The organism is Bradyrhizobium sp. sBnM-33 (assembly GCF_032917945.1).
GTDB lineage: Bacteria > Pseudomonadota > Alphaproteobacteria > Rhizobiales > Xanthobacteraceae > Bradyrhizobium.
On record NZ_CP136624.1, the window covers coordinates 7,097,327 to 7,118,233 of the forward strand.

The 20,907-nt window shown below is 63.1% G+C and carries 15 protein-coding genes; 5 read left to right on the plus strand and 10 right to left on the minus strand.

The genetic code is table 11. From position 1 onward, the window contains the following. The first annotated feature begins 94 nt into the window (after nt 1-94). Both RX328_RS33420 and RX328_RS33425 read left to right on the plus strand, forming a co-directional pair. Nucleotides 95-1,369, plus strand: a complete 1,275-nt coding sequence (locus tag RX328_RS33420; protein ID WP_213252079.1) for an acyl-CoA dehydrogenase family protein — start codon at nt 95-97, stop codon at nt 1,367-1,369. 158 nt (nt 1,370-1,527) lie between these two features. Beyond that, nucleotides 1,528-2,148 (plus strand): flavin reductase family protein, encoded by a 621-nt coding sequence (locus RX328_RS33425; RefSeq protein ID WP_213252080.1) that lies wholly within the window; start codon nt 1,528-1,530, stop codon nt 2,146-2,148. A gap of 85 nt (nt 2,149-2,233) precedes the next feature. Here RX328_RS33425 and RX328_RS33430 read toward each other — a convergent pair whose 3' ends face one another. The 3 genes from RX328_RS33430 to RX328_RS33440 all read right to left on the minus strand — a co-directional run bounded on the left by RX328_RS33430 (nt 2,234) and on the right by RX328_RS33440 (nt 6,044). Continuing rightward, nucleotides 2,234-2,989 (minus strand): alpha/beta fold hydrolase, encoded by a 756-nt coding sequence (locus RX328_RS33430; protein ID WP_213252081.1) that lies wholly within the window; start codon nt 2,987-2,989, stop codon nt 2,234-2,236. Nucleotides 2,990-3,286: 297 nt separating this feature from the next. After that, nucleotides 3,287-4,180, minus strand: a complete 894-nt coding sequence (gene yghU, locus RX328_RS33435) for a glutathione-dependent disulfide-bond oxidoreductase (protein ID WP_213252082.1) — start codon at nt 4,178-4,180, stop codon at nt 3,287-3,289. A gap of 205 nt (nt 4,181-4,385) precedes the next feature. Then, complete coding sequence (locus RX328_RS33440) at nt 4,386-6,044, minus strand: flavin-containing monooxygenase (protein WP_213252083.1); 1,659 nt, start codon at nt 6,042-6,044, stop codon at nt 4,386-4,388. Nucleotides 6,045-6,274: 230 nt separating this feature from the next. Here RX328_RS33440 and RX328_RS33445 point away from each other — a divergent pair, with 230 nt between their 5' ends. Together RX328_RS33445 and RX328_RS33450 are read left to right on the plus strand one after the other, a co-directional pair. Continuing rightward, nucleotides 6,275-7,408 carry a nitronate monooxygenase gene (locus tag RX328_RS33445; RefSeq protein WP_213252084.1) on the plus strand — a complete coding sequence of 378 codons (1,134 nt, stop codon included), beginning with the start codon at nt 6,275-6,277 and terminating at the stop codon, nt 7,406-7,408. A 141-nt stretch (nt 7,409-7,549) separates the two neighbouring features. Beyond that, nucleotides 7,550-9,064, plus strand: a complete 1,515-nt coding sequence (locus RX328_RS33450; protein ID WP_213252085.1) for an acetyl-CoA acetyltransferase — start codon at nt 7,550-7,552, stop codon at nt 9,062-9,064. Between the two features lie 155 nt (nt 9,065-9,219). Here RX328_RS33450 and RX328_RS33455 read toward each other — a convergent pair whose 3' ends face one another. After that, entirely contained in the window at nt 9,220-10,959 is a 1,740-nt protein-coding gene (locus RX328_RS33455) for a methyl-accepting chemotaxis protein (protein ID WP_213252086.1), read from the minus strand. A 259-nt stretch (nt 10,960-11,218) separates the two neighbouring features. Continuing rightward, complete coding sequence (locus RX328_RS33460) at nt 11,219-12,187, minus strand: helix-turn-helix domain-containing protein (RefSeq protein ID WP_317258558.1); 969 nt, start codon at nt 12,185-12,187, stop codon at nt 11,219-11,221. A gap of 77 nt (nt 12,188-12,264) precedes the next feature. On the opposite strand from RX328_RS33460, the gene RX328_RS33465 reads away from it, so the two are divergent. After that, the gene (locus RX328_RS33465) at nt 12,265-12,585 is read left to right on the plus strand and encodes a hypothetical protein (protein WP_213252089.1); all 321 of its coding nucleotides are present in this window, start codon (nt 12,265-12,267) and stop codon (nt 12,583-12,585) included. A 67-nt stretch (nt 12,586-12,652) separates the two neighbouring features. Here RX328_RS33465 and RX328_RS33470 read toward each other — a convergent pair whose 3' ends face one another. From RX328_RS33470 to otnI, 5 genes are all read right to left on the minus strand, one after another. Next, a complete protein-coding gene (locus RX328_RS33470) occupies nt 12,653-14,344 on the minus strand; it encodes a methyl-accepting chemotaxis protein (protein ID WP_213252178.1) in 1,692 nt (563 codons plus the stop codon). 352 nt (nt 14,345-14,696) lie between these two features. Next, nucleotides 14,697-16,727 (minus strand): methyl-accepting chemotaxis protein, encoded by a 2,031-nt coding sequence (locus RX328_RS33475; RefSeq protein ID WP_249726466.1) that lies wholly within the window; start codon nt 16,725-16,727, stop codon nt 14,697-14,699. A 246-nt stretch (nt 16,728-16,973) separates the two neighbouring features. Beyond that, complete coding sequence (locus tag RX328_RS33480) at nt 16,974-18,665, minus strand: methyl-accepting chemotaxis protein (protein ID WP_213252090.1); 1,692 nt, start codon at nt 18,663-18,665, stop codon at nt 16,974-16,976. Nucleotides 18,666-18,832: 167 nt separating this feature from the next. Next, entirely contained in the window at nt 18,833-20,110 is a 1,278-nt protein-coding gene (otnK, locus tag RX328_RS33485) for a 3-oxo-tetronate kinase (RefSeq protein ID WP_213252091.1), read from the minus strand. Further along, a complete protein-coding gene (gene otnI / locus RX328_RS33490) occupies nt 20,107-20,889 on the minus strand; it encodes a 2-oxo-tetronate isomerase (protein WP_213252092.1) in 783 nt (260 codons plus the stop codon). The genes otnK and otnI overlap by 4 nt, the downstream gene beginning before the upstream one ends. Nucleotides 20,890-20,907: the final 18 nt, after the last annotated feature.

Sequence of the window (20,907 nt, forward strand, 5' to 3'; positions counted from 1 at the left end):
CTTGTGCAAGCCCTCTCCTCCCGTCTACATTGCCGGCCAACGAGCCGAGCGCGCGCCCGCAGATGAATGGTCTGCGCAATGGGAGGAATAATCCATGAAACACGCCTACATCCCGCGAACGACGACCTACAATCTCAACCCGGGTGAAGAACTCAACGATTTGCGCATGTCGGACGAGGTTCGTCCGCTGTACGAGCACGTCAAAAAATTCATCCGCGAGACCGTCGATCCGATGTCGGTCGAGTTCATGCGGCTCGGCGAGGGCAAGAAGGACCGCTGGAGCTTTACGCCGGAGCAGCTCGCGGTACTGCAGAAGGCCAAGGACAAGGCCAAGGAAGAAGGCCTATGGAATTTCTTTTTGCCTGATGCCGAGACCGGCGAAGGCCTGAAGAATCTCGATTACGCCTATATTGCGGTTGAGCTGGCGAAGAATCCGCTGGCGTCGGAGACCATGAACTGCTCGGCGCCCGATACCGGCAACATGGAGGTGCTGGAGCGCGTCGGCACCAAGGAGCAGAAGGAGAAGTGGCTGAAGCCGCTGCTGGCCGGCGAAATCCGCTCGGCTTACGCGATGACCGAGCCCAATGTTGCGTCGTCGGACGCCAAGAATATTTCGACGACGGCAAAACTCGTCTGCGACGAATGGGTGATCAACGGCGAAAAATATTACATCTCCGGCGCCGGCGATCCGCGCTGCAAAATCATGATCGTGATGGTGAAGACCAATCCCGATGCGCCGCCGAGCAAGCAGCAGTCGCAGATCCTGGTGCCGATCGACACCCCCGGTGTCGAGATTTTGGGCCCGATGCATGTGTTCGGCCACGACCACGCGCCGCGCGGCCACATGCATCTGCGCTTCAACAATTGCCGGGTGCCGAAGGAGAACATCCTGCTCGGCGAAGGCCGCGGCTTTGAAATCTCGCAAGTTCGCTTGGGACCAGGCCGCATTCATCACTGCATGCGCACCATCGGCAAGGCAGAAAAGGCGCTCGACCTGATGGTGTCGCGCGGGCTCACCCGCGAAGCCTTCGGCAAGAAGATCGCCCATCTTGGCGGAAACCTGCAGATCATCGCGCAGGCGCGCTGCGAGATCGAGGCGATGCGGCTGATGGTGCTGAAAGCCGCGAAAGCGATGGACGTGCTCGGCAACAAGGAGGCGCGGATCTGGGTCAGCATGGTCAAGGCCATGGTGCCGGAGCGGACCTGCAAGATTATCGACCAGGCGATCCAGATGCATGGCGCGACCGGCATTTCGCAGTGGAGCCCGCTCGGCGAGATGTACCAGGACGTCCGCCACCTCCGCTTCGCCGACGGTCCGGACGAGGTGCACTGGATGGTGGTCGGAAGGCATGAACTGAGCATGCCGTAGTCTCTTCCCCTTCTCCCCGCCTGCGGGGAGAAGGTCGGGATGAGGGGCTCTCACCGCGCATCCGATTCGCGGATACTCCCCTCACCCGCCGCGCTGCGCGCGTCGGCCTCTCCCCGCAAGCGGGGCGAGGCAAGGACCTCCGCCGGAGTAGACAACCCATGCAATACGACCCTAGCGACTTAAAACCCCGCGAGCGCTACAAGGTGCTCACCTCCTTCGTGCTGCCGCGGCCGATCGCCTGGGTGACGACGATCGGTCCGACCGGCGTGGTCAACGCGGCGCCGTTCAGCTTCTTCAACGTGTTCTGCGAGGATCCGCCGCTCTGCATGTTTGCCGCCAATCTGCGGCCCGACGGCCGCGTCAAGGATACTGTGATCAACATCCGGCGGACTAACGAGTTCGTGGTCAACTTGACCGACGAGCCGCTCGCTTGGGCGATGCACGAAAGCAGCGGCGACTTTCCCCCTGACATCGGCGAGCCGGACTATCTCGATCTCAAGCTGGCGCCCTCGACCAAAATCGCCGTACCGCGGCTCGCGGATGCGCCGTTTGCAATGGAATGCAAGACCTGGAAGGAGATCGACGTCAACGGCGATCGCCTCCTGGTGATGGGCGAAGGTATCCACTTCCACATCCGTGACGAATTATGGGACCACGCCGCGATGCGCGTGCACATGGAGCGCTATCACCCGATCGGCCGCATGTTCGCGGACCGTTATTGCCGTACGGACGATCGCGTGGTGTTTCCGCCGGCGGAAGGGGCGAAGACAGCGGTCTAGAAGTAGGATGGGTGGAGCGAAGCGATACCCATCAATACCGTTCGCGATGCCGATGGGTATCGCTTCGCTCCACCCATCCTACGGACTATGACATCGGCCGGTGCGCGCGCAGGAAAGAGCGGATCTGGCGCACCGCGAGCGGCACTCGCTCTTTCGGCTCCTTCCACGGAAACAGGCTGACTTCCGCATTCGGCGCCAGCAACGCGCTTTCCATCGCGACTGCGTAAGGATGGGCCGGGATATCGTCGGGCAGGATCAGCACCGGCGTCTGACATTGGCGGACAAAATCGCGCGTCACGGTGAAGACGAAATCGGGATCGGTGCGATACATCCGGGTCAGGAATTTTTCCGTCTGCTCCATCGTGATGTCGGGCCGACGTTTTGTCAGTTCCGGCGCCCAGCCGGTCATGTTGTTATTGTAAAACAGGTCGCGCATTTCGGGACGCGAGCCTGACGGCATCGCCAGTACGGCGGCGGCGACGCGATCCGGCGCGCGCTTGATCAGATTCCAGATCAAGGGGCCACCGATGCAAAAACCCAGCACCATGAATTTTTCAAAACCGAGGTGATCCATCAGCGCAAGCTGATCGTCGGTGTGGGAATCCCAGGGGCGCTCGATCTCGAGCGGGCCGGTGGATTGGCCGGGCGGCGCGTTGCGCAGGTCATAGGCGATGCAGCGGTATTCGTTGCCGAACTCCTTGATGGCATTGAAGGGCGGATAGTCGCCGGTGATGCCGGAGATATTCGAATTCAATCCGCCGCCGGCGATCAGGAGCAGCGGGAAGCCGGAGCCGGCTTCCTCGTAGTGGATCCGGACTGGGCCTTTTTCGAAGAAGCTCATGGCGGTTTCCTCCTGCCCCATGTTGTTGCGCGTATGCGGCGACGGACTTTTTGGGCTGCTATGTAGAGTCCCCGTGGGGCGCCCCCACCCCGGCCCTCCCCCGCAAGCGGGAGAGGGAGACGAGCGCGCCGCTTGGTGAGAGCTTAGTCGACAAGCCGGATGCGGCCAACCACGATGGCCCGTTGCTTGATCGGTCGGTTCAACAAGCGCCGGTGCGCCCCCTCTCCCGCTTGCGGGGGAGGGTTGGGGTGGGGGTATCTCCGCGCATTCGATCGCGGAGAGGCCCCCGCCCTCGCCTCACCCCTTCGCGGGCTCGCCGATCTTGTCCTGCGTCTTGGTATCGAAATCGCTCGCATCGTGCCGCTCGTGCAACTGGCTTGCCGGATCGCCGGAGATGCGGTTGACCATGCGCCCACGTTTCACCGCCGGACGCTTGGCGATCGCGTCGGTCCAGCGCTGCACATTTTTGTATTCGTGTACCGAGAGGAATTCGCCGGCGCCGTAGACCAGGCCCTTGGCCAGCGCGCCGTACCATGGCCAGGTCGCCATGTCGGCGATGGTGTATTCGCTGCCTGCGAGAAATTCGTTATCGGCCAAACGACGGTCGAGCACATCGAGCTGGCGCTTCACTTCCATGGCGTAGCGGTCGATAGCGTATTCGATCTTGGTCGGCGCATAAGCGTAAAAATGGCCAAAGCCGCCGCCGAGAAACGGCGCGCTGCCCATCTGCCAGAACAGCCACGACAGGCATTCGGCCCGCGCCGGCCCACTCGCCGGCAGGAAGGCGTCGAACTTTTCGGCGAGATGCATCAGGATCGCGCCAGACTCAAAAACCCGGATCGGCGTCGGCCCGCTGCGGTCCATCAGCGCGGGGATCTTCGAGTTCGGATTAACAGCGACAAAGCCGCTGCCGAACTGGTCGCCGTCGATCTTGATCAGCCAGGCGTCGTACTCCGCACCGCTGTGGCCAGCCGCAAGCAACTCCTCGAACATCACGGTGACCTTGACGCCGTTGGGAGTAGCCAGCGAGTAGAGCTGGAACGGATGGCGGCCGACCGGCAGCTCCGCCTCATGCGTAGGGCCTGCGATCGGGCGATTGATGGCGGCGAACCGGCCGCCGCTTGCCTTGTTCCAGGTCCAGACCTTTGGCGGGACGTATTCGGCGGGGTCGGTGGTGGGGGCGTCGGTCATTTATTTCTCCAGTGCCGTAGGGTGGGCAAAGGCGCGCTTGCGCCGTGCCCACCATTTGATGTTCGTGTTGGATATGGTGGGCACGCTGCGCTTTGCCCAGCCTACAGCCCGCAACTTTCGTCATTGCGAGGAGCGAAGCGACGAAGCAATCCATCTTTATTTTACGTGGAGAGATGGATTGCTTCGCTTGCGCTCGCAATGACGGTCACGACGCCGCCACCTTCCGCGGCGCCGCAGCCCGCTCCATCACGAATCCCTGATACCCTTTCGCAGCGACATCGTTGCAGATCTGCCGGTACGGCCCGACGCCGCCGATATAGGGCATGAAGATCCGCGGCTTACCGGGGACGTTGGCGCCCATGTACCAGGAATTGGCCTGCGGATAGAGCGTGGTGGAGGCGACCTCGTTGACATGGGAGACCCATTTGTCCTCGGCCTCGGTGGCGGCCTCCATCGTGTCGAGCCCGCGATCGCGCATGTAAGCGAGACAGTCGGTGATCCAGTCGACATGCTGCTCGATCGAGACGATCATGTTCGACAGCACCGACGGGCTGCCGGGGCCGGTGACGAGAAAGAGGTTGGGAAAGCCCGCGCTCATCAGGCCGAGATAGGTGCGCGGACCTGCCGCCCATTTCTGGTTCAGCGTCTGGCCGTCGCGGCCGCGGATGTCGATCTTGGCGACCGAGCCCGTCATGGCGTCAAAACCGGTCGCCAGCACCAGCGCATCGACATCGTAGTCCTTACCGGCAACGCGCACCGCGTTTTCCGTGATCTCCTCGATCGGGTTGGACCTGATATCGACCAGCGTCACGTTGGGACGATTGAAGGTTGCGAAATAGTCCGTGTCGATGCAGATGCGTTTTGAGCCGATCGGATGATTGTTCGGCTGCAATAGTTTTGCCGTTTCCGGATCCTTGACGATCCCGGCGATCTTGTCGCGGACGAAATTAGCAGCGGTGTCGTTGGCGGCCTTGTCGAGCGCAAGATTGTTGTAGACCGACATGAAGGTGAGCCCGCCGCGATTCCAGCGCGCCTCGTATTTGGCGCGACGCTCGTTGTCGCCGTCGTCGAGCGCGCCGCGGTCGGGCATCTCGGTGTAGATACCGTTCTTCGCCACCTCGCGGGCAAAGCGCCGGATCTCGGGATAGTTGGCGCGGAATTTCTGCCGCTCTTCTTCCGTCAGCGGCGCGTTGCGCGCGGGGATCGAGAAATTCGCGGTACGCTGAAACACCGTCAGATGGCTGGCCTGTTCGGCGATGACCGGCACCGACTGTATCCCCGACGATCCGGTGCCGATGACGCCGACGCGCTGGCCGGTGAAATCGACTTCTTCATGCGGCCAGTGGCCGGTGTGGTAGACCGTGCCCTTGAACCGATCGAGCCCCTTGATGTCAGGCATCCGCGCGTTTGACAGGCAGCCGGTGGCGAGCACGACGAATTTTGCTGACACCGTTTTGCCGTCCGAAGTCGTTACCGACCAGAGGGAGGTCACCTCGTTGAACTCGGCACCATCGACACGGGTATCGAACTGGATGTCCCTTCGCAAATCGAAGCGGTCGGCAACGTGGTTGGCGTACTTCAAAATCTCTGGCTGCGGTGCATAGCGCTCGCTCCAGTCCCACTCCTGCTGCAGCTCTTCCGAGAACGAATAGGAATACTGCATGCTCTCGACGTCGCAGCGCGCGCCGGGATAGCGGTTCCAGTACCAGGTGCCGCCAACACCCGAGCCCTGCTCGTAGACCCGCGCCGTCATCCCCTGTCCGCGCAAGCGGTGCAGCATATACATGCCGGCAAAGCCCGCGCCGACCACGACGACGTCGTAGGTCTCGGGCGATTTAGCGGTAACGGAAGACGTAGCGGACATAAAGGCGGGCTCCCTTTAAAGCTTATCTCTTGATTTAGTTGCCAGCATTCTCTCCGCAGCTTGAAAGCGCAAGATGCAAATCGGCGGCATGGCACTGCATATTTTGCGCGGTGGAATGTTCGCGCCGCATGGCGAGAAGCAAGGCCGCTTGGCATGCAAGCCTTCCATGGGCTAGCGTCTCGTGGAAAGCCGAGCAGCAACCACCGAATGCTGCCGCCGGGAGGAGCAACATGAAATCGCCGATCTGCGACATACTGGGAATCGAATTTCCGCTGCTCGCCTTCAGCCATTGCCGCGACGTGGTCGCCGCCGTCAGCCGCGCCGGCGGGTTTGGCGTATTGGGCGCGACCGCGCATTCGCCTGAAACCATCGAACAGGAACTGAAATGGATCGACGATCACACCGATGGCAAGCCCTACGGGCTCGACGTGCTGATTCCCGAAAACATGTCGACCGCGGGCGAAAAGGACGTCACCTGGAAGAGCCTGGAGGCGCGGATCTCGCCGCAGCATCGCGATTTCACCCGCAACCTCCTGAAGAAATACGGCGTCGAGCTGACGACGACCAATGTCGCCGACAACCAGCCGCAACCGTTTGACGCGCAGCGCGCGCTTGACGTGCTCGAGGTCTCGTTCCGCCATCCGATCAAGCTGATTGCCAACGCGCTTGGCGTGCCGCCAAAACAGATGATCGACATGGGCCGCCAGCATGACGTACCGGTGGCGGCGCTCATTGGTTCGAAAGAGCACGCGCTGCGGCAGGTCGCTGCCGGCGTTGATATTTTGGTTGCGCAAGGCACCGAGGCCGGCGGCCATTGCGGCGAGGTCTCGACCATGGTGCTGGTGCCCGAGGTGATCAAGGCGATCAAGCCGGTCCGCGACGTGCCGGTGCTTGCCGCCGGCGGCATCATGACCGGTAAGCAGATGGCGGCCTGCATGGCGATGGGCGCCGCCGGCGCCTGGACCGGGTCGGTGTGGCTGGCGACGGTGGAATCGGAGACCACCGAAATTTTCCGCGAGAAGATGATCGCGGCATCCTCGCGCGACGCGGTACGCTCCAAGGGCCGCACCGGCAAGCCGGCACGACAACTGCGCTCGGTGTGGACCGACGCGTGGGACCGCAGTCCCGACAGCCCCGGCGCATTGCCGATGCCGCTGCAAAGCATCGTCAGCCGCGACGCCTTCAACTCGATCGACCGCGCCGCCGCTGCCGGTAACGTGCAGGCGCGCGACCTCGTGACCTACTTCGTCGGCCAGGGTGTCGGCCTGATCGACAGCGTGAAATCGGCCGGCGCGGTGGTGCAGGAGTTCAAGAAAGATTTTGCCGACGCGGTGGAGCATATGAACATGCTGATGGAGGAGTGACCCTCTCTCTCTCCACGTCATCGCGAGCGAAGCGAAGCAATCCATCTCGCCAAAAAAGTATGGATTGCTTCGTCGCTCCGCTCCTCGCAATGACGGAACAACGAACCGCGAATTGATCTCTGGAAAGCGAAACAAGAAGAAATGACAAAAGCCCCCCTCTCCGAAGACCGCGTTCCCGTCATCGTCGGCGTCGGCGAAATCGTCGATCGGCCAAAGGACATCGCCGCTGGTCTCGAACCGCTGGCGCTGCTCGAACAGGCGGTGCGACGCGCGGAAGCCGATAGCGGCGCAAAGCTGCTCGGCGAGCTCGGCTCGCTCGACGTCGTCAATTTCCTGAGCTGGCGCTACCGCGATCCCGAGAAGCAGCTCGCAGCAAAGCTTGGTGCTGCGCCGGCGCATTGCTATTACGGCCCGGTCGGCGGCGAGAGCCCGATCCGCTACATTCACGAAGCCGCACAACGCATCGCGCGCGGCGAGTGCAGCGTGGCGGTGGTCTGCGGCGCGGAAGCGCAATCGACGGCGACCAGGGCCGAGCGCGGCGGTATTGCGCTGCCGTGGACGCCGTTCGCTCACGACGTCGAGGAGCCGAAACGCGGTGCGGCGTTTCAGAAGCCGATGGCGGTGAAGCTCGGCGTGTTCCGCCCTATCACGGTTTATCCGCTTTACGAATCTGCAACCTCGGCGCATTGGGGCCAGACGCCGCGCGAGGCGCTCGCCGAATCCGGCGCGCTGTGGTCGACCTATTCGAAGGTCGCGTCGGAAAATCCGAACTCCTGGTTGAAGAAACGATTCACACCTGACGAGATCATCACGCCGACGCCGGAGAACCGGCTGATCGCGTGGCCCTATACAAAACTGATGGTGGCCAATCCGACCGTGAACATGGGTGGGGCGGTGCTGCTGACGTCGCTGGCGAAAGCGCGCGCGGCCGGTGTCCCTGCAGATCGCCTGATCTATCCGGTCGGCGGCGCCTCGGCGGAGGAACCGCGCGACTATCTGGTGCGCGACCAGTTTTATGAAAGCCATCCGCAGAACGCGGTGCTGAAGGCGATGATGGACCTTGTCGAGGGCGACGGCAGGAAATTCGACGCCATCGAGCTCTATAGCTGCTTTCCCTGTGTGCCGAAGATGGCGCGGCGGACGCTGGGCTTGGGCCCCGACGTGCAGCCGACGGTGACCGGCGGCCTCACCTTCTTCGGCGCGCCGCTCAATACCTATATGACGCACGCGGCGATTGCGATGGTGCGCAAGCTACGTCAAGACGGCAAGCTCGGCCTGCTCTACGGCCAGGGCGGCTTTGTCACCAAGCATCACGGGCTGGTGCTGTCGCGTGAGGCGCCGAAAGAGGCGCTCAAGCAGGACACCAGCGTGCAGGCCGAGGCCGACCGCAACCGCCGCACGGTGCCGGACTTCGTCACGGAGGCCTCAGGCAAGGGCAAAGTCGAGAGCTTTACCGTGATCTACAAGGGCAAGGGCGAGGTCGAGCACGGCGTCGTGATGCTGCGCACCGAGCAGGATGCGCGGGCGCTGGCGCGTGTGCCGGCCAATGACGCGGCGACGCTCAAGCATTTGTTAGATATGAACCGGACGCCGGTGGGGTCGGTGGGCGATATCGTTGCGGCCGACGACGGCGTGCTGGAGTGGCGGGTGGCTTAACTCATGTCCCCGACGCGGTGCAGCGCCCTTGGCGCTGCTCCGCAGAGCGGGGACCCATTGCGGCCAGTCGCTGCTCTCGCAACATGGGCCCCGGCTCTGCAGCGCATCACTTGCTTGCTGCGCTGCGTCCGGGGCGCGAAAACGTGACAGCCACCTCACGCCGCCCGCACCGTATCCAGGAACTTGCCGACCTCGAGCTTGAGGCGGTTCGAGTCGGCAGAGAGCGACTGTGCCGCCGAAAGCACCTGCGCGGAAGCCGAGCCGGTCTCGCCGGCCCCGCGTTGCACGTCGATGATGTTGGCTGAAACCTGCTGGGTGCCATCGGCCGCCTGCTGCACGTTGCGGGAGATTTCCTGGGTCGCCGCTCCCTGCTCTTCCACCGCCGCGGCGATGGTCGAGGCGATCTCGGCCAGCCGTTCGATGGTGCCACTGATTTCCTTGATGGCGCCGACGGATTCGTGAGTCGCGCCCTGGATGCCTGATATCTGCTGACTGATCTCACCGGTGGCCTTGGCGGTTTGTTCGGCGAGCGCCTTCACTTCCGACGCCACCACCGCAAAGCCGCGGCCGGCCTCACCGGCGCGCGCCGCCTCGATCGTGGCGTTGAGCGCCAGCAGGTTTGTTTGGCCTGCAATGGTGTTGATGAGTTCGATGACGTCGCCGATGCGCGCTGCCGCCTTCGACAATTCGCTGACCCTGTCATTGGTGGTGCGCGCCTGGTCGACGGCTTCACCCGCCATTCGCGCCGATTCCTGCACCTGGCGGCTGATCTCGTTGACCGAAGACGACAGTTCCTCGGTCGCCGATGCAACCGACTGCACGTTGGTGGTCGCCTCCTCGGAAGCAGCGGCCACCGTGGTCGTTACCTGCTGTGCGCGCTCCGCGGTCGCGGTCAGCGTGCTGGCGGAAGCCTCGAGTTCGGTAGAGGCCGACGATACGGTTTCGACGATCTCGCCGACGGCTGCCTCGAAGGAATCCGCGAGCCTGACCATTTCAGCCTTGCGCTGCTGGGCGGCGATCTGGTCCTGCTTGATCTTGGCCTCCGCCTCGTCGCGGGCCTTCTGTTCCGAGACGATCTTGAACTTCTCGACTGCGCCGGCGACCGCGCCGAGCTCATCCTTGCGTCCAAGGCCCGGCAGCACCACCGCGAAGTTACCGCCGGCGAGCTCGTCCATCGAGACGCTCAGCGCGCGCATCGGACGGGCGATCATGAAGTAGGAGAATATGCTGGTTCCGATCAGCAACAGGATCGTGCCGATACCGATTGCCATGGATTCCCGTTCGGCCGCAGCCATTTCCCGGGCTGCTTCGGCCGCGACCTCTTCAACGCCGCGCTTTGCCAGGTCGGCGATCTGGTTGGCGAGCTGTTCGAGTTCGGCTGCGATCGGCAGCGTCGTCTCACGCGCGATGCGAACGGCTTCCTCGTTGAGCTTTGCAATTTTCGCTGCGGCATCAGTCCCGCTACCCGCGGCGGCAATCGCTTCAGCTCGAACCGCCGCAATCTGCTGAGCGCCTTTGGCATAGTCAGCCGACCTCGACTTGAGTTTTTCAATACGGGCACGATTTTCGGCCGACGAGAGGTTGAGCATCTCGTCGGCAAAACGATTCACGGATTTGAACCGGGCGGCGAGATAGTCGGTGGCCTTTTGCATGTCCGCCGGATTGTTGACGAGGCGGAGATCCCGCACGCCGATCTGCATGCCGCGAATTGAAGCCTTCGCATCCACCGCATCCCGGGCAATCGCTTGCTGCACGGACTTGCGAGCATCCGCATCGCGGATGGCAGTGTTGGCGCGCATCTGGATGATCACCATCGTACCAACAAGCAGAACGCCAAGGCCCGAGGCGATGCCGAGCTTGGCGCCGATCGACAGGTTCAGGATGAAACGGGACATGGCCTTGCGTCCTTCAAATGAAAACGACCCGGGGAAACCACAGCGCTGCCGTTTATTTCCCGCACGGCGGGATCACGGTGAAGAAGTGCCGGGCCAATTTGGGACGAGCCGATTCGTGCGAACGAAGGGCTCCTGCGGCGGCATAGCCACAGAGCGGCACCCATGACCGCCAACCTTTCATACGATGGTTAATCAGCGTCTAAGGCGGCACGGTCCGGGAATTGGTAGTATTACGGACGCGCAGAGCGCTTGACCGCCCTCATGCCGGATCGTCCAACCGCTTGCGCGATGCCGACAGCGTCTGCTGCGGTGTTTCGCCAAACAGCTCGCGATAGAGCGCGGTGAACTCGCCCATGTGCCAGAAGCCGTTCACGAGCGCGACCGCCTTCACCGACTGCACCGACGCGCCGCTCACCAGTTGTTGTCGTACATTCCACAGCCGCCGCAGCCGCATGTAGCGATGCATGCTCATGCCGCGAATGGCAACCACTGCGTTATGCAGCGTTCGCACCGAGACCCCGAGTTGCCGCGCCACGTCGGCGCTGTACAGCGTCTTGCCGGCGTTGTCGGCCACGAACTCGTCGAGCTTACGGACCAGCGCCAGATAGTGGCTCAGGCTCAGGCGCTTGGCTTCGGGTGTGGGCGATGCCGCAGCCAGCGCCAGATCGACCGCCTGCAGGATCGATTCTTCGACGTGCTCGATCACGTTCGGCTGCGCGAAACTATCGGGCGAATGCGAAGCGAGCGTCAGCGCATCGCGAACCGTCACCCGGAGTGTCTCGCATCTATCCGGCAGCGTCGCGATCAATTGAGCACTGTCGGCATCGCCTGGCCAGCCGCGATCGTCGATGGAAGCAAAATTCACAAGCGCGACCAGATTGGCCCGCTGTTCGACGATCTCACACGTCGCGGTACCCTTGACCAGGAGCAGGGTCGGCGCACGGGCTTCAACGCCGTCGATGATCAGAGAAGCCGCATCATCCATCGTGAAGCCGACGATCGCGCCGGTCGTGGAATACTGCATCTGCAGAATTCGAGGGAACGTCCGCTGCAGATGGACCGAACAGGACTTCAACTTCAACGAGGCGAAACCGGCGGCGAAGTGCTTGGCGTCGATCGGAATGCTCTTGGCATCGCCCAGTCCTTCGATGTTCCGGAAACGATCGATGTCCAGAGACCGGCTAACCTTTACGAACTCAGACTCAACCAGTTCATCAAGCAACGACACGCGGCGGTTATCCGAGCCGTCGGCGGCGATCGTCGCAACAACGAAAAAGGACGCTAGCCGGGATTGAGAAGTATCGTATGCGCAACTTGACCATGACGGATGGGTGCCTCGATGCGCCTTTCCTTTGGATGAAGCGGGTTGAGTCCTGGCTGATCTTTATTGACGCAGAACACATGGCAGATCTTCCGGCATCAGACGTTCTGACATCAGATCGTCACAATACTTCTGCCTCTTACCACTTTTTCCCGACCGCGAAAGTTCGTTCGCCGCATTTTGTCCCAGTTTCGCCCACTGCGATTGATCGGCACGCGCAGCAATCGCAACTTTACGATCTAGGGATGTCTCCCGCTCCTCTTGCAGCCGACAAACCGACTGCTCATGGCAATTCGCGTTTCTGATTCGGATCGTCAGGGATCGCGAAGCCGGTATTAGGAACCGGCTTCGAACCGAATAGGAGGTACGAGATCAGGCCGCCCGCACCGAGTCGAGGAACCGGCCGACCTCGAGCTTGAGACGGTTCGAATCGCCTGACAGCGATTGCGCCGCCGCAAGCACCTGCGAAGACGCCGACCCGGTTTCGCTGGCGCCGCGCTGCACGTCGGTGATGTTGGAGGACACCTGCTGGGTGCCCATGGCAGCCTGCTGCACGTTGCGGGAGATTTCCTGGGTCGCGGCGCCCTGCTGTTCCACGGCCGCCGCAATCGTCGACGAAATCTCCGACAGCTTCTCGATGGTGCCGCTGATCGCCTGGATCGCGTTCACGGATTCCTGGGTGGCGGCCTGGATGCCGGTGATCTGCTGGCCGATTTCGCCGGTGGCTTTGGCGGTCTGCTCGGCGAGCGCCTTTACCTCTGAGGCCACGACCGCAAAACCGCGACCGGCTTCGCCAGCGCGTGCCGCCTCGATGGTGGCGTTGAGCGCAAGCAGGTTGGTCTGGCCGGCGATGGTGTTGATCAGTTCGACGACGTCGCCGATGCGGGTTGCCGCCTTCGACAGTTCGCTGACGCGGTCATTGGTGGTGCGTGCCTGGTCCACGGCGTCGTTGGCCATCCGCGCCGATTCCTGCACCTGGCGGCTGATCTCGGTGACGGACGAGGCCATCTCTTCGGTGGCCGATGCCACCGACTGCACGTTGGTGGAAGCTTCTTCGGAGGCTGCCGCAACCGTGGTCGTGAGTTCCTGCGCGCGCTCCGCGGTCGCGGTGAGCGTGCCGGCCGAGACCTCGAGCTGGCTCGACGCCGCCGAGACGGCCTCGACGATCTGGCCGACCGCGGCTTCGAAATCGTCGGCCATCTTGCTCATGTCCGCCCTGCGGCTTGCCACGGCGCGGGTCTCCGCCGCGCGTTGCTCGGCCTCCAGCGACTGGCGGGCGACGGCGTTGCTCTTGAACACTTCGACGGCTTTGGCCATCTCGCCAACCTCGTCGCCGCGCCCGATGCCCGGCACTTCAACGGCAAGATTGCCGCTGGCAAGATCGTTCATGGCGGCGGTCATGCGCTGCAGGGGCGCGGTGATGCTCCGCGCCACGAAGATCGACACCGCAAGCATGAACAGCAGGATCACGCCGGAGACGATCAGCGAGCGCTGGGTTGACACCCAGGCCTGTGCGTTGAGGTCGTCGATGTAGACGCCGGTGCCGATGACCCAGTTCCACGGCGCAAAACCGACCACGTAGGACAGTTTCGGCTGAGGCTTGTCGAAGCCCGGCTTGGGCCATTCATAGGGGACGAAGCCTGAGCCGTCCTTTTTGACGGTGTTGACGAAGTCGACGAACAGCAGCTTGCCGTTCGGGTCCTTGTAGGCCGACAGATCGTTGCCGTTCATCTCTGACCTGATCGGATGCATCACCATTTTCGGATGCATGTCGTTGATCCAGTAATAGTCGTTATTGCCGTAACGAAGCGCCGCGACGCGCGCCATCGCCTGCTTCTGCGCGTCGGCGTCCGAAACACCGCCCTTCTGCGCCGCGGCATGCTCTTCCTTGACGATGCCAATCGCGAGTTCGCCGAGGTGCCGCAATTCAATCTGCTTCTGCTGATTGAGGCTCGAAGCCAGCTCGCGCGACTCGAGAAAGGTCACGCCCAGGAGCCCGACGAAGCTGAGGCAGATGAGGCCATAGATCTTTCGGCCAACCGTCAGCTTGGCCCGACGTACCATTGCAAACATGCTTGATCTCCACGCGACGACGGAGGTCGTCTGTCCCATTGCGCGGAATCGTATAGGTCAGCCGCTTTCTACCCGTTAATTTTGTACTCAGTAGATCTACGGAGTCCCATTAATCAGGACCCCTGCGGGCCCAGTGCTATCGCATATGCGGTCATGTAGTGGTTCGGTGTGCCCACAAACTCGTCATGCCCGGGGCTTGTCCCGGGCATCCACGTCTTGGTCTCCGCGCGAGAAGACGTGGATGGGCGGGACAAGCCCGGCCATGACGATGCGGAAACTTGAGCGCTCGCGAGCTCAGCGCCGTCATATGCGACAGCCCTGCCCTTGCGGGGCCCGGGCGACCTCAGGCCGCTCGTACCGAATTCAGGAACTTGCCGACCTCGAGCTTGAGGCGGTTGGAATCCGACGACAGCGACTGGGCCGAAGAGAGCACCTGCGTCGAGGCCGATCCGGTCTCGCCGGCCCCGCGCTGCACGTCGGTGATGTTGGCGGAGACCTGCTGGGTGCCGCGGGCCGCCTGTTGCACGTTGCGGGAGATTTCCTGGGTTGCGGCACCCTGCTCTTCCACCGCGGCCGCAATGGTCGAGGATATTTCCGAGAGCTTCTCGATCGTGGAGCTGATCGCCTGGATCGCACCGACGGACTCCTCCGTCGCGGCCTGAATGCCTGTGATCTGCTGGCCGATCTCGCCGGTCGCCTTCGAGGTTTGTTCGGCGAGCGCCTTCACCTCGGAAGCCACGACGGCGAAGCCGCGGCCGGCGTCGCCGGCCCGGGCCGCCTCGATAGTGGCGTTGAGCGCGAGCAGATTGGTCTGTTCGGCGATGGTGTTGATGAGTTCGACCACTGCGCCGATGCGGGCGGCCGCCTTCGCCAATTCGCTGACCCGGCCATTGGTGGTGCGGGCCTGGTCGACAGCTTCATTGGCCATTCGCGCCGATTCCTGGACCTGACGGCCGATCTCGGTGATCGACGAGGCCATCTCTTCGGTGGAGGAAGCCACCGACTGCACGTTGGTAGAGGCTTCCTCGGAAGCCGCAGCCACCATCGTGGTCAGCTCCTGGGCGCGTTCGGCGGTCGCGGTCAGCGTGCCGGCGGCGGCTTCGAGTTCGGTCGAAGCCGAGGACACCGTGTCCACGATTTCGCCGACCGCGCCTTCGAAATCGTCGGCGAGCTTGATCATTTCTTGCTTGCGCCGCTGCGCCGCGACCTGGTCCTGCTGGACCTTGGCCTCGGCTTCCTCGCGCGCCTTGTGTTCGGCGTTCTCGCGGATGACCGTCACCGTCTTGGCGAGGTCGCCGATTTCGTCGCCGCGGCCAGCGCCGGGAATCTCGACGTCGAGATTGCCGCCGGCCATTTCGCCCAGCGCACCGTTCAGCCGCGTCATCGGACGCGCGACCCCGAGGAAGGAGAATACCACCGAAGCGATCAGCGACGCGACGACGATGATCGCCATGATCAGGTTGATGCGGTTGGCGCGCTCGGTATCGGCCATGACCTCGTCTTTGGAGGTCTTGGCATCCCTTTGCGCGGCCTCGACGGTTGTTTCCATCAGATTGGCAACATCTGCGGCGGCCTTGACGGTGCGGTTGGTGATGATGTCGTTCTTGACCTGCTCGGTCTTTACCGCTTCCTCATTGGCGGCCAGGAAGCGCTTGACGGTCGAGGAAAGGTTGCTGACCACGACCAGCAACTCGCGATCGTCGGCCTCGCCGCGCAGCTTGTTAAAGACGTCCTTCAGCGAGGCCTCGGTCTTGGCCATCTCCGTGACCAGGTTGGCATCGCCGGTCGCGCCGAGCTTCCAGGCGGCTGCCCGCAGCGCGTTCACCTTTCCATCGGCCTGAAATAGCAGACGCTCGATCTCGAGACGGTTATCCAACTTCGCCATGGCCGGCAACTTCAACTGAGCATCGACCGCCTTGGTCCATTCCTCCGAGATCACCGAGCGCTTCTCGATCTGCGCCAGCAACGTGCTCTGCGCCTTGGCGAGATCTTCCACGGCGGCGGTAAAGCCATCCATCAAGGTCTTGATCTTCTGCAGCCGTTCCCTGGCGTCAGGCCGCTGCGCGGTCGCGAGCGCGGCGTCCAATTCCTTTGCTGCGCTCGCCTTGTGGCGCTGCAAATCGGCAATGGCCTTTTCGACCTCGGCGGGGGCTCGCGCCAGCCTGACGTCGCCGGCGGCAAGCTGAATCTTGCGCAGGTCGATATGGGCAGAGAGCGAGTTGTCGGCCACTTGCTGCGACCGGGCGGCACGCTCGCTGGCTTCCTCGATCCTCGATTCGGTGACCATCTGGTTGGTCACCATGCCGATCGCCAGCAGGACGCCGACCGCGCCGGCCAAGCCCAGTTTGTTTCCGATGCGGTTGAGCTTGATCATGTCGACGACCCCAAATTCTTCTGAAGCAGTTTTTCCGGAGGCGGAATTCGCGATGCAAGGAACCGGCAGCCTGCGCGCGCGAATCCCGGAGATGCAGGGGCAGCCTAGCGGGGACCGGTTAATTTCCGCTTGCGTGAAACTACGGATTGTCCAGCCGGGTTGCGGCGCCGCCAAATTCGCGCAGCACGAGAAAAGGCCCGGCGCCCTTTCCGGGAGCCGGGCCCTTCGTCTGCGGCCGGCCGGTTGTCACGCTGCCCGGACCGATTCCAGAAACTTGCCGACTTCGAGCCTGAGGCGCTGGCTGTCGCCCGACAGCGACTGCGCCGCCGACAGCACCTGCGAGGCGGCCGCACCGGTCTCGCCGGCGCCGCGCTGCACATCGGTGATATTGGTGGAGACCTGATGGGTGCCGCGGGCAGCCTGCTGCACGTTGCGGGAGATTTCCTGGGTTGCGGCGCCCTGCTCTTCCACGGCGGCCGCGATAGCCGAGGAGATCTCCGCCAGCCTTTCGATGGTGCCGCTGATTTCCTTGATCGCGCTAACAGACTCCTGGGTCGCGCCCTGGATGCCGGCAATTTGCTGGCTGATCTCGCCGGTGGCCTTTGCCGTCTGTTCGGCCAGCGCCTTCACCTCCGAGGCCACGACCGCAAAGCCGCGGCCGGCTTCGCCCGCGCGCGCCGCCTCGATGGTGGCGTTGAGCGCCAGCAGATTGGTCTGGCCTGCGATGGTGTTGATGAGTTCGACGACGTCGCCGATCCGGCCCGCCGCCTTGGACAATTCGCTGACCCGCTCGTTGGTGACGCGGGCCTGACCGACTGCGTCTGTCGCCATCCGCGCCGACGCCTGCACCTGGCGGCCAATCTCGGTGACCGAGGAAGAAAGCTCTTCAGTCGCCGAGGCCACGGACTGCACGTTGGCGGAGGCTTCGCCGGAAGCCGAGGCCACCGCCGAGGTCAGCGTCTGCGAGCGCTCGGCGGTCGCCGACAGCGTGCCGGCCGACGCTTCGAGCTGCGTCGAAGCCGAAGATACCGTCTGCACGATCTCGCCGATCACGCTTTCGAAGTTGCGGGTGATGCCGTCGACCCGCCGGCCGCGCTCGATCTTGGCTTCGGCGTCAGCGGCGGCGGCTTCGTCGGCAGCTTTCTTGGCAATCAGCGCTTCCTTGAATACCTGCAAGGTATCGGCCATCGCGCCGATTTCGGTTTTCTCGCCCTGGTGCGGCACCTTCGCGCTCAGATCGCCCATACCCAAGGCCTGCATCGGCGTGACGATGGAGGCAATGCCGCTGGAGACATCGCGAACCAGGTAGGCACTGATGCCGACGCCGATCATGACGGCGGCGCCGAGGATCAAGGCAAGCATCATGAGAGCGGCGGTGTAGCTGTCGGCCGCCTCTCTTGCCGCCTTGTCCGCGCCGGCATTGTTCAAGTCGACGCTCTTTTTCAGGACGGCGTCGGCGTCGAGGCCGATCTTGTTGACGGTGGTGGTATTCAGGTCGTTGGCTTCGGTAGGGATATTGCCAGCCGCCTTGCGCGACAGTTCCATGACCTCTTGGGTGCCCTTCCGATATTTATCCCATAGCTTCGACCATTCGGTATACAGCGCGCGTTCCTCCGCCGAGGTGATCAGCGGCTCGTAGGCGGCGCGGATCTTGGTGTTGCTCTCGATGACCGCAGCGAGTGTCTTTTCCATCGCCAGCTTCTCGTCCAGCGTCTCGGACAGCATGTGCTCGCGGATTACGTTGCGGTACGTAATGACGCCGGCCCGCAGGTCGCCCAGCACTCGGATGCTCGGCATCCAGTTGGTTGCGATATCGACCGTATTGGCGTTAATGGCGCGCATATTCTTCACCGCGAGCAGACCCATGCCCGCCATCGCGGCGAGCAGGAAGGCGACCACGGCGATGATCTTGGCGCGGATCGAATAGCGGGCGAGCATGGGCGGAATCTCTTGATTTTGGGCGCGCGGGATGTCGGATAGGAAAGGCGAGAGTCGGAAAAGAAGGATGCCTTGCGGATATCAAACCCGACGCGTCCTCAAGTTGAGTTAATTCGCGTCGGTACAAATACCTACGCGACAGTTCTCACCAGGAAATGAATGTCGGATCAGCGCATCAGCTTTAGGGCGTCGGAGAAGAATTCCGCTCCGCCGAAATTGCCTGATTTTAGGGCAAGCAGCATCTCGCCGTCATTGGCGCCGACCGCGCGCAAAACCGGTACGCCTGCAGCGATTTCCTCGCCCACGAGGAAGCCGGGAATGCGCAGGCGATCGACCACGGCGCCCGAAGTTTCGCCGCCGGCGACCACCAGTCGCCGCACGCCTGTGCGCACCAGGCCTTCGGCGATATCGGCCATCGCCTGCTCGATGGCATGTCCGGCTGCATCGCGGCCATGCCGAGATTGCAGAGCCACAACCTGGTCCGGCGTCGAGCTGCTGGCGATCAGAATGGGACCGTAAGTGATTCGGTCGCTTGCCCAGGCCAGCGCCCGTCGCGCCTCTGCCGGTCCCGCGATGATCTGCTCGGGATCGAGATGCAGCACAGCCATGGTCTTTTCGGCATTGGCGATCTGCGCCAAGGTCGCCTGCGAGCAGCTCCCAGCAAGGCACGCGGCCGGTCCGCCGACCGGCGCGCCGGACGCCGCGCCCGCAGAAGCCGCTTTGACCTTGCCGGAGGCGACCAGCGCCCGGGCGAGGCCGAGACCGATGCCGGACGCGCCGACGGACAGGCGGTGATCCAGCGCCACGGCGCCGATGGTTTCCAGATCGCGATCAAAGACCGCATCGATGATGGCGGCGCCGATACCCTTTGCCGCCAGCTCCGCGAGACGTCCGCGAACCGCCTCCGCGCCGCGCGTGAGCGTGGCAAGATCCACCAGCCCGACCTGGGTACGGCTCTGGCGCGCCAGCACCCGCACCAGGTTGGAATCGTGCATCGGGTTGAGCGGATGGTCCTTCAGCGGGCTTTCGTTCAGCGGCACGGAGCCGACGAACAGATTGCCCTGGTAGACCGTGCGGCCGGTTTCCGGAAAAGCCGGCGTCACCAGCACGATTGCGTCGCCGGAATCGGCGCGCAGCGCGTCCATCACCGGACCGATATTGCCGGCGTCGGTGGAATCGAAGGTCGAGCAGATCTTGAACAGCACGTGGCTGGCGCCGCGGCCGCGCAGCCATTTTTCAGCGGCGCGCGAACGCTCGACCGCAACATCAGCCTCGATCGAGCGGCTCTTGAGCGACACCACGACCGCATCGACCTCCGGTAGCGCCAGATCGTCTGGCGGCACGCCGATGGTCTGCACCGTGCGCAGGCCCTGACGGGTCAGCGTGTTGGCGAGATCGGAGGCGCCGGTGTAGTCGTCGGCAATACAGCCCAGAGACAATTTCACGATTTTGCTCCGGCATAGGGCTTGAACCAGCCGAGGCCATCGGTGGTCTTGCCGCGCGGGTTGTATTCGCAGCCGACGAAGCCGCTATAGCCGAGCCGGTCGAGCTCGGCGAACAGGAACGGATAGTTCAGCTCTTCGCCGTCGGGTTCATTGCGCGAGGGAATGCTGGCGATCTGGACGTGGCCGATGATCGGCATCATCTCGCGCAGCCGCATGGTGACGTCGCCATGGATGATCTGGCAGTGATAGATGTCGAACTGCAGTTTCAGGTTCGGGATTTTCAGCTCGGTGATCAGGTCGCGCGCGAAGCCGAAATCGTTGAGGAAGTATCCCGGCACGTTGCGCGGATTGATCGGCTCGATCACGACGTCGAGATCATAGGGCGCGTAGAACTCGGCGGCCCATGTCACCGACTTGTAGAACTGTTCGACGGCCTTGGTGTTGTTGCGGTCAGCGATGCCCGCCATCAGATGCAACCGCTTGACGCCGGTCGCCTTCGCGTAAGGCAGTGCGGTCTCCAGGCTTCGCTTCAGATCGTCAAAGCGCTCCGGCAGCGCGGCAAAACCTTTTTCGCCGGCGTCCCAATTACCCGGCGGCAGGTTGAACAGCGCCTGCGTCAGGCCATTGCGCTTCAACCGTTCGCCGACGGCGTCTGCCGGATGATCGTAAGGAAACAGGAATTCGACCGCAGTGAAGCCGGCTTTCGCCGCCGCATCGAAACGGTCGAGGAACGGGACCTCGGTAAACATCATGGAGAGATTGGCGGCAAAGCGCGGCATCTACGGTCCCCTTCTTGA

Bases quoted from the DNA above. Each gene is read 5' to 3' on its own strand.
- RX328_RS33440 (WP_213252083.1), bottom strand. From the start codon at position 6,044: ATGTCCGCTACGTCTTCCGTTACCGCTAAATCGCCCGAGACCTACGAC.
- RX328_RS33475 (WP_249726466.1), bottom strand. From the start codon at position 16,727: ATGATCAAGCTCAACCGCATCGGAAACAAACTGGGCTTGGCCGGCGCG.
- yghU (WP_213252082.1), bottom strand. From the start codon at position 4,180: ATGACCGACGCCCCCACCACCGACCCCGCCGAATACGTCCCGCCAAAG.
- RX328_RS33455 (WP_213252086.1), bottom strand. From the start codon at position 10,959: ATGTCCCGTTTCATCCTGAACCTGTCGATCGGCGCCAAGCTCGGCATC.
- otnI (WP_213252092.1), bottom strand. From the start codon at position 20,889: ATGCCGCGCTTTGCCGCCAATCTCTCCATGATGTTTACCGAGGTCCCG.
- RX328_RS33450 (WP_213252085.1), top strand. From the start codon at position 7,550: ATGACAAAAGCCCCCCTCTCCGAAGACCGCGTTCCCGTCATCGTCGGC.
- RX328_RS33425 (WP_213252080.1), top strand. From the start codon at position 1,528: ATGCAATACGACCCTAGCGACTTAAAACCCCGCGAGCGCTACAAGGTG.
- RX328_RS33430 (WP_213252081.1), bottom strand. From the start codon at position 2,989: ATGAGCTTCTTCGAAAAAGGCCCAGTCCGGATCCACTACGAGGAAGCC.
- RX328_RS33480 (WP_213252090.1), bottom strand. From the start codon at position 18,665: ATGCTCGCCCGCTATTCGATCCGCGCCAAGATCATCGCCGTGGTCGCC.
- RX328_RS33420 (WP_213252079.1), top strand. From the start codon at position 95: ATGAAACACGCCTACATCCCGCGAACGACGACCTACAATCTCAACCCG.
- RX328_RS33445 (WP_213252084.1), top strand. From the start codon at position 6,275: ATGAAATCGCCGATCTGCGACATACTGGGAATCGAATTTCCGCTGCTC.
- RX328_RS33470 (WP_213252178.1), bottom strand. From the start codon at position 14,344: ATGGTACGTCGGGCCAAGCTGACGGTTGGCCGAAAGATCTATGGCCTC.
- RX328_RS33465 (WP_213252089.1), top strand. From the start codon at position 12,265: ATGCGCAACTTGACCATGACGGATGGGTGCCTCGATGCGCCTTTCCTT.